This is a genomic window from Bacillus sp. NP247, from assembly GCF_018966865.1.
Taxonomy (GTDB): Bacteria; Bacillota; Bacilli; order Bacillales; family Bacillaceae_G; genus Bacillus_A.
The window spans coordinates 4,668,269-4,683,728 of record NZ_CP076653.1 but is presented as its reverse complement, the minus strand read 5'-3'; the positions used below and the strand labels follow the sequence as shown (position 1 = coordinate 4,683,728).

At 33.5% G+C, this 15,460-nt stretch carries 13 protein-coding genes; all 13 read right to left on the bottom strand.

Going from position 1 to position 15,460, the window contains the following annotated elements:
• Window positions 1-7: 7 nt before the first annotated feature.
• Window positions 8-4,519, bottom strand: a complete 4,512-nt coding sequence (gene essC / locus KPL75_RS24390) for a type VII secretion protein EssC (protein ID WP_219918113.1) — start codon at window positions 4,517-4,519, stop codon at window positions 8-10.
• Window positions 4,520-4,562: 43 nt separating this feature from the next.
• The gene (gene essB, locus KPL75_RS24385; protein WP_002065052.1) at window positions 4,563-5,762 is read right to left on the bottom strand and encodes a type VII secretion protein EssB; all 1,200 of its coding nucleotides are present in this window, start codon (window positions 5,760-5,762) and stop codon (window positions 4,563-4,565) included.
• A 72-nt stretch (window positions 5,763-5,834) separates the two neighbouring features.
• On the bottom strand, window positions 5,835-6,086 hold the full coding sequence (locus KPL75_RS24380) for an EsaB/YukD family protein (protein ID WP_001007571.1): 252 nt from the start codon (window positions 6,084-6,086) through the stop codon (window positions 5,835-5,837).
• A gap of 4 nt (window positions 6,087-6,090) precedes the next feature.
• Complete coding sequence (gene essA, locus KPL75_RS24375; protein ID WP_002165921.1) at window positions 6,091-6,594, bottom strand: type VII secretion protein EssA; 504 nt, start codon at window positions 6,592-6,594, stop codon at window positions 6,091-6,093.
• Window positions 6,566-10,261 (bottom strand): type VII secretion protein EsaA, encoded by a 3,696-nt coding sequence (gene esaA, locus KPL75_RS24370; RefSeq protein ID WP_219918112.1) that lies wholly within the window; start codon window positions 10,259-10,261, stop codon window positions 6,566-6,568. Before esaA ends, essA begins: the two co-directional genes overlap by 29 nt.
• A gap of 125 nt (window positions 10,262-10,386) precedes the next feature.
• Entirely contained in the window at window positions 10,387-10,683 is a 297-nt protein-coding gene (locus tag KPL75_RS24365; protein ID WP_000918598.1) for a WXG100 family type VII secretion target, read from the bottom strand.
• Window positions 10,684-10,992: 309 nt separating this feature from the next.
• Window positions 10,993-11,421 (bottom strand): GNAT family N-acetyltransferase, encoded by a 429-nt coding sequence (locus tag KPL75_RS24360; RefSeq protein WP_219918111.1) that lies wholly within the window; start codon window positions 11,419-11,421, stop codon window positions 10,993-10,995.
• Window positions 11,402-11,791: a cupin gene (locus tag KPL75_RS24355; protein WP_219918110.1), complete on the bottom strand. Its 390-nt coding sequence runs from the start codon at window positions 11,789-11,791 to the stop codon at window positions 11,402-11,404. Before KPL75_RS24355 ends, KPL75_RS24360 begins: the two co-directional genes overlap by 20 nt.
• A 12-nt stretch (window positions 11,792-11,803) precedes the next feature.
• A complete protein-coding gene (locus KPL75_RS24350) occupies window positions 11,804-12,289 on the bottom strand; it encodes a GNAT family N-acetyltransferase (protein ID WP_219918109.1) in 486 nt (161 codons plus the stop codon).
• Window positions 12,286-12,846 carry a 2'-5' RNA ligase family protein gene (locus tag KPL75_RS24345; RefSeq protein ID WP_219918108.1) on the bottom strand — a complete coding sequence of 187 codons (561 nt, stop codon included), beginning with the start codon at window positions 12,844-12,846 and terminating at the stop codon, window positions 12,286-12,288. The genes KPL75_RS24350 and KPL75_RS24345 overlap by 4 nt, the downstream gene beginning before the upstream one ends.
• A 6-nt stretch (window positions 12,847-12,852) precedes the next feature.
• Window positions 12,853-13,419 carry a GNAT family N-acetyltransferase gene (locus KPL75_RS24340; protein ID WP_219918107.1) on the bottom strand — a complete coding sequence of 189 codons (567 nt, stop codon included), beginning with the start codon at window positions 13,417-13,419 and terminating at the stop codon, window positions 12,853-12,855.
• A gap of 232 nt (window positions 13,420-13,651) precedes the next feature.
• Window positions 13,652-14,779, bottom strand: a complete 1,128-nt coding sequence (locus KPL75_RS24335) for a metallophosphoesterase (RefSeq protein ID WP_219918106.1) — start codon at window positions 14,777-14,779, stop codon at window positions 13,652-13,654.
• Window positions 14,780-14,930: 151 nt separating this feature from the next.
• Window positions 14,931-15,353: a GNAT family N-acetyltransferase gene (locus tag KPL75_RS24330; protein WP_219918105.1), complete on the bottom strand. Its 423-nt coding sequence runs from the start codon at window positions 15,351-15,353 to the stop codon at window positions 14,931-14,933.
• Window positions 15,354-15,460 lie beyond the last annotated feature (107 nt).

The following is a 15,460-nucleotide window of genomic DNA, read 5'->3' as shown; positions in this document are numbered from 1 at the left end:
TTCCCCCTTAAATAGTTGGCACTTTAATTCTAGTAGCAAAACGATTTTCAACAAAATACCCTTCAAATGGATTTAATTTTGTACTACTTAAATCTTTATTAGATACATCGAAGACCATTTGGCCTGATGATTTTCTAAGTAAAATAACATGAGATTGCGTTTTTATTGTTTTTGAAACTAAGTCGTATCGACTGTCAATTGAATCAACATCACAGCCAATTACGAAGTGGATGCCCATAAATGCACCATTTGTTATTAATTCCGCCAAACTATATATATCGCTATCTTCTAAATTACTTAAAATATCATTTACATCTGCAATTACGATTACAATCGGCTTAAATTTCTTAATAAATTCAGCTGGGTTCACTGTTTCACTTGATGCTTCCTGCTCCTCTTTAAACGCCGCTTCTCTCGACTTATAAGCATTTGTAACTTGTTTAATTGTTTTCTCAATTCCTGTTTTTTCAGCTACATATAAAGCAGCACTCTCTCTGTAGTTTGAGAAATTACGTGTTCTTGTATCAATTAAACCTAGGTCAAAGTGTCCACTTTCAGCCAATTGTTTAAGGAATTGATGAACTACATTTTCAACTTCATCTTTCTTAATACCACCTATAACAATATTAGCTGCTTCAGTTAAATCTATTTCGAGAGGCGTAACGCTTTCTGTTTCTACACCAAATGTTAGTTTGCCTGCTTCAATAATTTTTCTTGTTTCTGGCCATGCAATGAATTCTTTGTATTCCAGAACTTCAGGAACCATAGGAATTGCTTTCGGTCTTTCTCCATCCCAGAAGGAATCCATCTCTTTTCCTTCAGCTTGTATATTTTCAATTCGAGTAAGGACATCTTCTCCATCTGTCGGTAAAGCTGTTTGGAAGATTGTTGGTTCGTCAATTTTAACTAAACCACGGCCTGCTAATTCTTCAATTTTTAAATCCGTTCTTCCTACAATAGCCCTAGATTCTGCCTCATATATCATATATAGAGCAATTTGTAGTTTAATATTTGTATTTACTTGTACTCTCAATGCATTTTGACGCGTAGCCGTAAGCATTAAATGAATTCCTACCGCTGCCCCTTCACGTACAATTTGTGCAACAATGCGTTCAAAGTCTTCGACAAATCCAGCTTCTCTAACAGAATCATAGTTATCTAACGTAATTAATATTGTTGGTAATACTTCTTTACTAGCTCTCTCATACATTTCAAGACTCGCAACGCCATATTTACTTAGCAATTGCTTTCTATCTTTTAATAGGTCTTCTATGCGGCGAAGAAATTTCTCGCATTTTTCAACTTGGTCTAATGTAATGATGTCTGCCACATGTGGTAAAGATTTTAATGGCATTAAACCGTTTGTTCCGAAGTCTAATAAATACACATGCAAATGCTCCGGACTATGCTGACGAGCTACATCCATAATGACTGATTGTAAGAATGTTGATTTTCCGTAACCTGGACTTGAGAAGACTGCTACGTGTCCGTCTTTACTAATATCTAGTGTTAATGGTGTTTGTGATTGTAATTCAGGCTGATCTAGTAGACCAACTGTTGCTTTTAATGGTTTCTTTTCTTTCGTCCATGCTTCTTTGAACTGAATAGCGTGTAAGTCTTGTAAATATACGCTTTCTGGAAGTGGTGGTAACCACGGTCTAGCTAACGCTTCAATTTCATTTATTTCTGCGTAATCGTGAATATAGTCAATAACAGCATCCAGTTCAGATGGTACGCTTATTACTTCTTTACTGCTACCAAGTCCACTTAAGTCTTCACTTAATATTTCATATTGTCCTAGATCATTTATTGCATAGATTGTTGCGTCTAAATGTTCTTTATCCTCTTTGTTTTCTACATAGTCTGCTCCGCTCCAAGCTGATTGGAATAGTTCATAAATTTCATTATTCCCAACTTGTAAGTACGCACGTCCTGGTAATGTAATTTCAGCAGCATCTGGTGTTTTTAAAATTTCATTACTATCTGACGTATTTTGAACTTTTAATGCTAGTTTGAATTTCGAGTTACTCCAAATTTGATCATCTACAACACCACTCGGTTTTTGCGTAGCTAATATTAAATGGATTCCGAGTGAACGACCGATACGCGCTGTTGAAACTAACTCTTTCATAAATTCTGGTTGTTCTGACTTCAGTTCCGCGAATTCATCACTAATTAAAAATAGATGTGGCATCGGTTCACTTACTAAGCCTTCTTTATACAATTTTTGATACTGATTAATATGGTTTACATCATTTTCCCCAAATAATCGTTGTCTTTTTTGTAATTCAGCTTTAATTGATGCGAGCGCTCTCATACTTTGTGCTCCATCTAAGTTCGTAATTGTTCCTAATAAATGCGGTAAGTTTTTGAATAAATTCGCCATACCGCCGCCTTTATAGTCAATTAGTAGAAAGGCTACTTCGTAAGGATGGAAATTGACTGCTAGAGATAAAATATACGATTGTATAATTTCCGACTTACCTGAACCTGTTGTACCTGCTATTAACCCGTGTGGTCCGTGTGCTTTTTCGTGTAAGTTTAAGTTTACGATATCTTCTTTACCACGTAATCCAAGTGGTACAGCTAAAGATTTATGCGCTGCATTTTTCTCCCAGCGACTTGTGATATTCAGTTCTTTTACTTTCTCAACACCGTACATTTCTAAAAATGTTACACTTTCTGGGATACTATTTTTTAAGTTTTGCAAATGATTTAACGGTGCTAATGCTCGTGAAACATCTTCTAAATTGAACCCTTTCGGTACGTGATTTAGTTTAAATTGACGGTTAACAAGCTCTCCTTGTTCTAAGATGATGTTCCCTTGTTTTGCATCTCTTATATCAATTACCGTTTTCACGTGCTCCGGTAAACTTTGCATAACATCTTGTACAAATACAAGTGATACACCTAATTGACTCGGATCATCATTAAAGAATTCCATAACAACATGGTCTAGTATTAGTTTTTCATCTGTAATGAGAACGACATAGTGCGGTGCAAAGTACATTTTTTCATTAGTTGAACTTTTTTCATCTAGTTTTAATTTTCGTTCTTTCAATATTTGATACAAACTATTTAACACTTGATCACGACTACGATCATGGTATACAAATCCACGTACATTTATATCTCGAACACTTCCATGAGGTAGCCAGCGCATCCAATCCCATTTTTCTTTTTCTTCTTCAGGAAAAATAGTAATAAACTGCAAGTCATAATAACTATGGAATAACGCGGTTTGCACAACTAATAATTGTAATTGTTCTAACACTAAAGAGCGTTGTCCAATATAGCCAACCGGTCCATTTATCAAGTCTGTTACAACAGGTACATCTTCCAAAGAAAGATAACGCTGTCTTAGTTCACGTGCTATATCAATTAATTCATCTTTCGTTTGACTAAATTCTTCTTCATTAAATTGGATTTCAAAACTCGTATTAGCTTGTCCTGTCCCAACGCTAAATGTTAAGAAATCATGATGTAGCATTGTTTTTTCATATATACGTGGATTTACTTGCACAGCCATATTACGTATTACTTCAACATTTGGATTATGAAATTCTAATGCATGACGCTGCTTTTCACTTTCTGCATGTAAATCTTTCGTTTTTTGTTTTATATACTCTCTATAACTTTTATCACGTTCAACAATGTCAATTTTATATTGCTTTAAATTTTTTATATAAGATGTGACAGAAACAATAATTGTTACTAATGTCATCGCAATCGATGCGATAATAAACATTCCATATTTCATAAAGATAGCAAGTAATACTGTTACGACAATCATGACAAGAGATGGTGCAATGATTCTCGCCAAATGCTCAGTCGGTTTTGACGGCATACTTGAAGGTTTCGCAACTGTCATTTTCTCTTCTGGTTCACGATAAATAATACGTGGTGAACGATGATAGTCTGGATAACCACTTTGATAATTCGTTTCTGATTCTACTAAAATAGGTAATGTAGATTTCACGTTGTCTTCTGAGGACAATACTTGAATATCTTCACTGCCAATCTCCATCAAAACACCATCAAAATATAATTGGTCTCCTGCTTCTAACATAACGCTATCATTTAGCTTCGTATAATTATGAAATACAGCCCCGTCATATACGTTCACTTTAAAAGAATCATACAACGTTTCACGAGACAGTATTAAATCTACGCTACTCCCTGTAATAGCGATATCATCATAACTATTTTGACTGATTGTAAGAGAATGTTTCGTTCCTATATCAAACACTTTAGTTGTGCCAATAATAGATATAAAGACTTTTAAGCTCACGCCTTGATTTTTTCCAATTTCAAATTCTTTGTTGAATTCTATTAATTGACTTTCTACCATCCAAGCGTTTACTTCATTATTCCAGTTTAACTCTATTTCTTTCTCTAAACTTGGATTCGTAATATCATTTGTCCACTCTTTTCCAATCGACACTATTGATTGCTCTTTTGGATGTAATGTGCTCTTATATATTCTGTCTCCATAAGTCAATACTAATAGTTGCTCCATGCGCGTTCACTGCTCCTTTTCAACTGTCTCATCAGGTGCTTTCTTATTCTTTTTTCTCTGTGTTCGACAAATCTTTATCGCTTGATGACTTACCATATTTCTTTTTATATTCATCTAATTGTTGCTCATATGTTTTTAACTTTTGATCACGCTCTTCTCCTGACAAATCCGGATTATTTTTCAGCGATTCAATTTGTTTAACAAGGCCGTATATAATAAGCTCCGGATCATCAAGAGTCTTAGCTAAATCCAATGATTTATCAAAATTACCATTTCCGTTATACATCCAATACAGCAAATACTTTTCATCACTTTTCAAACTAATATTTTTCATAATTGATTTCTTTTGATCTTCACCTAGTTTTTCAGCTGTAATGTATGCAAATGCTAACTCATATTTAGATGCAATCGGTAATGATTCAAATTCCTCTTCATTTAATTGAGTAATTACTTTGTCATAATCAGTTGCTATGAAATTCGCATTTGCTTCTAATAATTTATTTTGATAAGGAAATTTTATAAAAGTGAAATATATTAAAGGAGCAGCTAAAATCACAGTCGCCGCTATGAAGGAAAAAGCTAAGTATTTAAATGATTTATAGCTTTTTTTAGGTACTAACTGCATATTTTTTTCTGTTTTTGTTTGTTCCTTCTCAAAGCTGTCATCAAGAAATTGCAGTAATGCATCTAAGCTTTCCATTTGAGCAACCGTCTGTTCAAATGTTGTTTCTTTTGCATCTTTTAGTAACCCAGCATACAAATCATCAAAATTGTGCTTTTGGGAGAATAAAGCGATAATTAGACACTTATATTGTGTTAAAAATTGCTCTTCTAACAACGGGGTTGGTGGAACAATATCTCGAATTCCTCTATGTATAATACTTGGCATTAAATTAGCATTAAAAACTATATTGTCCGGATGTAAAAAGAACGTGATTCGTTTATTTAAATATTTACGAAACTGCGCAACATTTCGAAGCAGTCTTAATTTCTCATTTCTTCCAAAACGGCTAAGATCATCCCACTTATATAATTTTTTATCCACTTGAAATATAAAGGTAAACATATCATCCGTTTCCTCTATCGTTAATGGTACAAATTCAGATGATGCGCCCGTAATTACATCAAATTGACGGAAATCTTTTATACGTGTTTGAGATTTTGTCATCTCCAATTTCCAATTTTCCTTTTCTATTTGAAATTGATAGTTCATTGCATCAATTTGAATTGTTTTTTCCGTCATTTTTATCCTCTTCTCCTTTTCTTTATAACCCGTAATAACTTATTTTCAAATAACTAAAAGTAAAAATATTCTTTACAAAACTTGTAAAATATCTCCATCTGTTATTTGGTGATCGATTAAACGATCATTATCTGTTAAAACAATTGACTTATTCTTTACTTTAATTACAAAATGTGAACCTTCATGATTATCAATCTTTAGCGTATCTAATAAATTTTTCAACAAATATTTAATAGATTGATGATTCGGAATACGTAAATCGTATGTATTTCCATTCCATTTACTAAAATCTACCGTTACATTAATATGTGTTTGTATTGCCATTACTTTACCTCCAACTTTTGCGAAGAACTGTATAAATACCGATGCAAATAAGTACAATGCCACCACCAAATAATATTATTATTGTTGTACTAATTGGCTTTTCATTCATTGTTTCATTACTCGCTACTTCATTTGCACTTTTTCTGACAACGTATTCACTACTAAACAAACTATTTTTCGTATCTTTAACACTATTTATTTCTTTTTGTTTTATAAAAAGAGAATCTCGTAAAGCTTCCATATCTTTTTGTTCTTTCTTTTTCTTTTTCTGAATTTCTTCTTCTATTTCTTTATTAAATAACTCAATCGATGCTTTATCTAATTCCGTTTCCTTATGCTCCTTTTTATTTTTTTCTTGGTCGCTTTCTTCAAGTCGATCCACTTTAAACTTAATCTTCCCATCATCACCAAGATAACTGTCAGCCGCGCTCCTTATCGGTAGCGCGACAAACAGTAAAAGGATAGAGAGAAATGATAACTTAGCCACTATGCTCCATTGTTTGATCATTTACTTCTTTTTCCTCCCATTTCTTATGCCATACAAATAGATTACTAACTAATCCGATAATGGCAATTACAAACAACACGATGAAAATAACTTTTCCAGTATCTTTACCGCTAATAAAATCATTTAGAAAACTTTCTATATACTGAAGTGGTGAGAACTGACGTACCTTTCCAACAGACGACATTTGATCTACTTTACTTCCAACTGCTTCAGTTAAAAATAGGTACATACTTAAAAATACTAATAGAATAAACATCCCTACCATTTTTATTTGTCGTAATAAGTATGTTGAGACCAATACAAACGCCATCATAATGATTGTGATAAACGCAATCCATAATAAACTTTGATCTTGACCGAACTGTAAAAGACGTCCAGAAATGATACCTATACTAATTCCTTCCACAATTGATATACCGAATGCCACTACTGTAGTTGGTACATTCATATCAATTAATGAGAATTTCTCTTCAAAATGATCTGATTGCGTTCGTTTCTTTTCTTGATTCGCAATTGCGTATGCTGTAAATAACGCAACAATAAAACAAGTTAATACAATTAAATATGGTGTAAAAGCATTACCAGCTACAATGACTCCATCATTTTGTTTCTGAACTGGACTAGATAAAAATTGATATAACATTTCATTTTGGCGATCACCAATTCGGCTATTAGCCAAAATTTTAGTAAAGTTTTTGGAGAATGATTTATCATCGTCCATTTTCTTTGTGAAATCAGTTAATAACGAATCTGCTTTTGACACAATGGTTGTTCCGCTATCTTGAATTTCCTTCGCTTGTCCATTAATTTGGTCGAACGTTTTGTATACATCATCTGACGTCGCTAAACTATGCTTTGAACTTTCAACTAAAGATTGACTTTGTAGCATTAGCGATTTAATACCAGAGTCTAACGATAATGTAGCCGTTTGCTCACCAGCATTATTCGTTGTTAATACTTGCTGTTCCTCAACTAGCTTTAAACTACTCTCACGCCACTTAGCTAAACCTTTTAAATATTCCCCTAAATTTTGATTCATACTATTCGCTTGCTGCGATGTTTCATTTAACTTTTCCGCTAGTAGCATTGAATTTTGATCCGCACTAGAAACAAGTTGTTGGTAGGAGTCTATTTTTTGTTTTAACCCTGTCATATCCTGCTTTACTTCTGCAGTAATATTAGATGAAACAAGATTTGAAATTAAATCAACTAAGCTTTGTTTGTTTAATAAATAGTACAGAGAATGATCAGTCGCAATTGCATCTAAACTTCCCTCTTCTAATTTAGGACTTACATCTTTCGTTCTTAAATCAATCCCATAATACATTTGATACAGGCTAAGTAAACCTTGATAACTTTGAACTGTATCTACCGCTTCTTTAATTAGTACATTAGATGTATTAGTTGTTAATTTTTCTGTTTTTTGATGTACAACTTGATTCGTCGTTCGTTCAATAACTTTTGAGTTGCCACCTTGGTTTTGGTTTCCTCCTGGATCTGTCCCTGTTCCGCCTCCTGGGTTTCCTCCTGGATCTGTTCCCGTTCCGCCTCCTGGGTTTCCTCCTGGATCTGTTCCCGTTCCGCCTCCTGGGTTTCCTCCTGGATCTGTTCCCGTTCCGCCTCCTGGGTTTCCTCCTGGATCTGTTCCCGTTCCGCCTCCTGGGTTTCCTCCTGGATCTGTTCCCGTTCCGCCTCCTGGATTTCCTCCTGGATCTGTTCCCGTTCCGCCTCCTGGATCTCCTCCTGGATCTGTTCCCGTTCCGCCTCCTGGATTTCCTCCTGGATCTGTTCCCGTTCCGCCTCCTGGGTTCCCTCCTGGATCTGTTCCCGTTCCGCCTCCTGGGTTTCCTCCTGGATCTGTTCCCGTTCCGCCTTCAGGGGTCCCTCTGTTACCATTGTTATCCTGTTCCGTTTTTTGAATAATAGGTTTTTTAGCAGTGTGTACTAGCGGCATTATTCCATACTGCGTTTTATTAACTACATTTTCCACCTTGCTATTTTTGGATTGTGTTCCTTCATCCTCTTTTTTAGGCTCTTCTTTTCCAGAACTAGTTTCTTTTTCGTAATTTCCATTTAATCTCCATTCCCATGTTACTGGAGAGAAAACATCTATATTGATGCTTGGATCTATTAACTTCACATGAAGGTTAATTTTTAAATCCCCTTCATTACGAGCAGGTATTGTAACTGCTCCGTTTTGAAGAAATTCACTTGTATGATCCACATCATCAATATACAAAGATCCTGTACTTCCGTATAGTTCAAAGCCACTTGGAATACTTATGTTCATAGTTTGAGGTGATTCCATTTTGATTACTTTCGCTGTATCACTAAATGTAATTCCATCCTTAGAAAGACTATTCTTTACTTCTTTAATTGAATTTCCTAAAGAGATTTTATTTACAGGATCATAATTAAAGTTATTTTCTTTATTATATTTATTTGTAAATTGAATTACATTTTTCAGTTGTAATTTCGTTTCATCTGGCAAATCACTTTGAACTATTTCTTCCATATTTAAACTAGGTAATTTTGTGATTAAATTCTCGATTTGTTGCTTTATTCGAATATCTGGTTGTTTCATTAACGTATTTATAAATACTTCTTGCTTTCCATCGTTCGACATAGATTGCTTTAACTTTTTAATTATCGTCTCTTGAATATCACTTTCTAACTTTCCTGCAAGTTCTGTATCATATTCTGACACTTGTTTTTTTACATCTGTTAAATATTTTTGAATTGCTGAAGCATCAGCTAAAATATTTGGTTCTTTCTCTGAAAGCATAAATTGATTTGTAATAACTTTATTAGCGGATTCCAATGCACTTAACTGCTTTAAAACATCGCCTGTATTCATATCACTCATGTATTGATTAAATTGATTCGTAAAATTATTCGCTAACAGATTATTATCAGATTGTATTTTTTGGAAGTTATTAAAACCTTCCAAATAAGTATTATTAGATTTATTTCCTTCATCTAATGTTTGACCAAACCCTTTTAAGACATCCTGAAATCCTTTAAAACTATTAACAGAAATTCCTGTATAGTCTTGTACCGTTTTAAATTGATTTGTATAATTTGCCAACGGACTATGTACATCTTTTTTGTACATAGTTGTTTGAGTGTTTCCTTTTTCAATTATTTTACCTATATTATCTTGTGCGCCTTGCAATTTTCCGATAATACTTGCAAAATAAACATCAATTATTTGTTTATTAAAGTCCTCCAAAATCATAGAAGCTGTATTTTCAGCTTCAGCTTTCAAATCTTTATTCCCAGTCGCGTTTACTTTGTAGTTTAACGTTAATTTTTCCGGCAGTTCTGAATCAATCGCAACGGCCTTCCTAGAAAAATCATTAGGTATTACAATCATCATATTGTAATTATTATTTTTCAAACCATTTTCTGCTACTCCGCGACTAACTACGTACCATTCTTGTTTCGTATTTTTATTTACATTTTTAACAAATTGATCTCCAAACGCTATTTTATTCCCTTCAAATACAGTTCCTTGATCTTCATTTACTAATGCAACTGTCATTTTTGGCGTGCTATTCTCATTAGCTTTCTTAACATTTTGATTTAATGCTAAATAGGAGACTCCTGTTGATAGCACAAGAGCTAAAATAATAAACAACAAGATGCTCCACTTAAACTTTTTCACTACTTATCACTCCTGCGGCTGCGAGTCTATTAAGTTAAGGACTCCTTATCTTACTCTAGTTTTAAAGCAATTTAGCCATACAACGAAAGTTGCATGGCTAAATTATATATTTCTTTTGCCCGTTTTTATTGTAGACCGAAATTACGAGAAAGATCTTCGTCGTGTCTAGCAACAGCCTCTGCAGTCTTATTAAGCTGCATATTAATTTCTTGTAATAGCTCTGCGAAGTTTTGTACTTTTGGTTTTAATTGATTGAACTGTTGATCAAAACCTTCGAAAGCACGACCTTCCCATTCTCCTCTTAATTCATTTTGTAAGTTTTGTAACTGACGTAAAATGTCCTCAATTTGATTTGCACCTTGTCCATATCGAGTCGCTTTTGATTTAAGCTCCTCTGGTGACATACGAATTTGTCCTGCCATTATTAAATCCCCCTTAAAATTTAAAAATAGTAAAATTAACCCAAAATCAATTCTACAAATTGATTATATCAATAATTTAAAAATTTCTAAATAAAAAAATGATTTTTTTCCAAAATTTCTCTTTTAACATAATAACATCATATTATATAATATAAATTTATTGTTTTTTTAAAAAGGACTGCTAAGTGTTTCTACCTCTATTTAATAATAAAAATAAAACTTTTTTTACCCAAAATTCAGAATATAACCTTTACAAATTACATACTCATTTTCTTTTTCTTGTTTCTTCGCCCACTTAAAATCGTTTTCTCACTTCAATGTCATGATTACTTGTCTTTCAACGAAGCCAAAATCTTCGTACATCTCTTTCGCAAAGTTCCCTGCAAATACATTCAAGCGAATTTCTGAATACTTTTCTTGTAGTTCCTTGATCCCAGCTTTCATTAGTTTTCGTGATAATCCTCTCCCGCGATACTCCGAAAAAACATACAACTCATAAATAAATCCAAGTTTTTCACGAGAAAAATAGTCTGTATTTTCTCCTATCAATATCCATCCAACTATATTATTTTCTTCTCTTATAACTAAATAATATGCTCCTTTTTCTACTAAAGGCTTTGTGATTTCAATCGCTTTTTCCTTACTTAGTTGACAATTCCCTCTCGTTCCTTCGAAAAGTGATCGAGCTGCATAATGTAATATTTTTTCCGTTTCTTTCTCATTCGCTTTTGTAATCATTCCTTTCCCCCTCCTGCCCTCTAATCATCATTGAAATACCATTTTCAAGACCGTCTGACTCAATTACAATTGCAATCAATCCTTTTTCCGTACTTGTTTCATGGAACTCGCCCTTCACCCAAAATACAGCTTGTCCAGCTTCTACCTGCACTTTTTCTTTATCTGCACTACATACAAATCCTTCCCCTTGTACAATAAGAAGCAGTTGAGATACAACTGCTTCATGATATCCGATGATTCCATTCTCTTGTAAATGCATGGCACCGATATGTATATTCCCTTGATGATTTAATATTTTTGACATTATAAGGTTAGATTGAAATGCTGATATGTGCTTCCCTACTTTTTCACTGAAATCAAATATTTTCATTTCTGATCCCCCTTATATGTATAAAACCATCCTCACGGTTTGCAGCATATGCCCTTCGAAATCTTCTTCAAATTGTTCTAAAGCCGCAAAACCTTTCGCTTCATAAAAGCGTTTTCCTTTTTCATTTGCTGCTTCTACATGTATGTACAGTTTCCGTATTCCTTTCAATGCCTTAATCCCTTTTTGTAATAAAGCACTTCCTATCCCTTTCCCTTGCTGATCTGGTAACAAATAAATCGCACCTAATTCTGCTTCATTTTGCAGTCTAACAGGTGAAAAATTCGCAAATCCAATTACTTCTCCCTCTTCTTCTGCAACGAACAAATGTGTATTTTTAAGACGATATTTCATTTTTTCATCAGAATATGCTTCATCTAAAAAACTATCTTGAATCTCTCTTGGAATAATTTCTTCGTAAGTATCATGCCAAGCTATTTTTGCTACGTTTTGTACAGCATTAATATCTTCTTGCTTCATTTCTCTAATTACATATGTCATCTCGCTGTCTCCATCCTCTTTAAATTATATTCTGCTAATATACTAGAAGAAATGGCAGAACCATTTTCATAATTTACCTTAATTAATTTTAACTTCTCAATTGAAGCTCTTGTTATTTCAAACTTTTCATATAAATACTCTATTGCACCTAAAAACTGATTTACATCTAACTGATTTGCAATTGTGCAATGTGGGACCCAGCTCCCTGGTACGTAATAAGACTTTGGATTATCATGAAAAGTTTTGAAATAATCATGATAAGAATGATGAAATCTTAATAATTCATTGGTAATGGTCGGTGCTAGAAAAATCGTTCCGTTAGTAGGAAAAGTTCCAACAGAAGGAAAAGTTACAGCAGCAATGTTCTCTTGAAAAGCTACAAACTCCTTTAATTTCTCCGTATATAAATTAACATCTAACTCATTATAATCAGCCAATGTTATATGCGGTTCTACTCCGGCTAGTTCATTTGTTTCAATTATATTCGTTAATTCACTTTGCAATTCTCTAATTTTATAAGTAAACACTCTATCAAATGTAGCAATAATAGCGTACACGCTTCCTCACCCCTTCGTTACACAAAGCTCTTCCCATTCTTCACGAATCATTCCCATTCGAATAGAATCATAGTATGTCCCGTTATAATATCGGCATTTTCGCATTCTACCTTCTAAGCTCATTCCTATTTTCTCTGCTACTTTCATCATTCGTTCATTGCCAGACCAAGTTGTGAGCCCTACTCTACCAATCTCCATATTTTCAAATAACAAATCTCTATATAGTTTTAATGCTTCTGTACCATATCCACCATTCCAGTATGCTGGATCATAAATTACGATTCCCATTTCTAACCAACGCGTCGGTTTATGTTCCCAATAAAAACCTACTGTCCCAATGATTTGACCGTCATTTTCGACAATTAAATTCGATAGCGGTTCTTCTTTTAAACGTTTTTGTGAATTTTCTTTATATGGCGTGTATTCTTGCACTGATATTGGAAAGTATGGTGCATCCCATTTCTTCCATTCTGGATTTTCTTCTTTAAATCTGAGGCTCCATAATGTTTTTATATCTGATTCTTCAATTGTACGAATTGTAACTTTGTTCCCCTTTAATATAACGTTTTGCATAATTTCCTCCTACATCTCTCTTTATTTCATATATAATTATAATGTTTTTTCTGAAAAATCAAAACAAAAACCCTTTATTATATTGTATACTTTTGTTATAAGATACGAATTATTTATGTTAGTTCGCTAATTTTTTCAAGTTTAATTTAGAAACGGAACTTCGGAAAAATTTAGATGAAGTACGAACTCGTAACATAGTTAATAAAAAATAGAAGGTCATATCCCTCCTATTTTAGCTAAATATTTTATTTCCCTTCTTTTCTATCTCAAGTAGAATCCCTTTCTCTATCCAGCCTTCTACACCATCTTTTTTTATTAAATCATATCCCATGCAGCTACCATCAATGAGAGAAACAATATCCCCTTTTCTAACGCCTATTTGAGCACAAGAAATATCCGTTTTCACTGTATACTCACCTGATTCAAGTTGCTTTATATACTCATTTTTCACATGAAGTAGTTCATTTGTTTCTATTTGTTTACATATAGTAAAATCTTTCATTCTCTCCACAGGTTCTATGTAATAATGCGGATATGTAACCCCGCCCTGCATTACTGAATTCGCATTAAAATCGCCCAATACTTCATACTGCGGAAAATGATCTACATATGTATAAGAAAACGTATCACCTGAAGTTGTCCTCTGAATAATAAATGCATTTAATTGCCCTGCTTCTTTAATCGCATTACCACCATCAATCGCAATAATTTTTTTCTCCTTATCAATAACCGGATTGTTAGACGGCGCCTCGTCGGAATAATTCACAACAGGCCAATGTCCCACAATTACGTATTTATTCGCTCTATGTGACTTATTAAAAAACTCTGGCATTGCAATTGCATTTTTCCTGTCTGTATGTTTCCAATCCTCTCTATCTTCAAGCCCTGCATGTACAAAGATATAATCCTCAGTTTCAATAGCAGTTGGCAGCTCTGTTAGCCACTTTATTTCTTTTGAAAAATGGCTCATCAATATGTTTTTCACTTCACGAATATCACTTTTTTCATTAACGGTAACGTTCGATTGCCTTAACCATTCATTAAAAATTGTATTTTTTCGCGTACACAAATAATTTATTAGCGCAGGATTTTCATTTACAAGCGCTTCAACTACAACTTCACAATTCCCTTCAACAACATAAACATTTGGCTTGCTAACTACTAAATCCATGACGTAGTTTACGACGCCAATGCTATCGCTCCCCTTCTCACAAAGGTCGCCATTTATAATTAAATAATCATCATCTTTAAAGTTAACTTTATGTAATAATTTCTTTAAAAGATTTAATTCACCATGAATATCAGATATTACGATAACTCTTACACCTTTTGGGATTAATAGTTTCTGAATTTTTTCCAAGTATAAACTCCCCTAACCTTCTTTAAATTCAATATTATCGTCTCAATTGTAAAGAAACTATTCGACAAAATAAGCAATTAACCCTCTTCATCCTTCAATTCTAAATTAAAAGTAGGTTCCATATGTTATCACACATAGAACCTACTTAGTATTATAACTCTTTATAAAAAGAATAGCTTACCTTATCATAGCCTTCTCTTTCATAAAAACGATGGGCATCAACTCTTGGAAACGCTGATGTAAGAACGATAGAACTGCACCCTTTTTCTTCCCCCCATTTTTCTACATATGATAGCAGAACCTTACCATATCCTTTTGATCTATGAGCTTTCGCAGTTACAAGATCATATACGAAAACATGTTCCTCATTATAAAAATTCGTACAAATTGCTACACCAGCTAGACTAACAACTTCGTCATCTTCATTTTGTAACGAGAGTAGTTTATAATTTTCGTCTTTCATTTTTTGAAATAAAGAACTTGCTTCTTCTCTTGAAAGTTTCGTTCGTAATTGCTGTAATACGGGGAATACATCATGTAAATCAGCTTCTGTTACTACTTCTCTAATATTCATTATGATTCTCTCCTTACTATTTATAAAATTTTCTAAATGTTATATCATTATTATAGGAAGCAACTGCCCCTTACTTAAGTGACAGTTTTATTCTTTTTTATAAGGCC

Bases quoted from the DNA above. Each gene is read 5' to 3' on its own strand.
- essB (WP_002065052.1), bottom strand. From the start codon at position 5,762: ATGACGGAAAAAACAATTCAAATTGATGCAATGAACTATCAATTTCAA.
- essC (WP_219918113.1), bottom strand. From the start codon at position 4,519: ATGGAGCAACTATTAGTATTGACTTATGGAGACAGAATATATAAGAGC.
- KPL75_RS24380 (WP_001007571.1), bottom strand. From the start codon at position 6,086: ATGGCAATACAAACACATATTAATGTAACGGTAGATTTTAGTAAATGG.
- KPL75_RS24350 (WP_219918109.1), bottom strand. From the start codon at position 12,289: ATGACATATGTAATTAGAGAAATGAAGCAAGAAGATATTAATGCTGTA.
- KPL75_RS24340 (WP_219918107.1), bottom strand. From the start codon at position 13,419: ATGCAAAACGTTATATTAAAGGGGAACAAAGTTACAATTCGTACAATT.
- KPL75_RS24365 (WP_000918598.1), bottom strand. From the start codon at position 10,683: ATGGCAGGACAAATTCGTATGTCACCAGAGGAGCTTAAATCAAAAGCG.
- essA (WP_002165921.1), bottom strand. From the start codon at position 6,594: ATGATCAAACAATGGAGCATAGTGGCTAAGTTATCATTTCTCTCTATC.
- KPL75_RS24355 (WP_219918110.1), bottom strand. From the start codon at position 11,791: ATGAAAATATTTGATTTCAGTGAAAAAGTAGGGAAGCACATATCAGCA.
- KPL75_RS24360 (WP_219918111.1), bottom strand. From the start codon at position 11,421: ATGATTACAAAAGCGAATGAGAAAGAAACGGAAAAAATATTACATTAT.
- KPL75_RS24330 (WP_219918105.1), bottom strand. From the start codon at position 15,353: ATGAATATTAGAGAAGTAGTAACAGAAGCTGATTTACATGATGTATTC.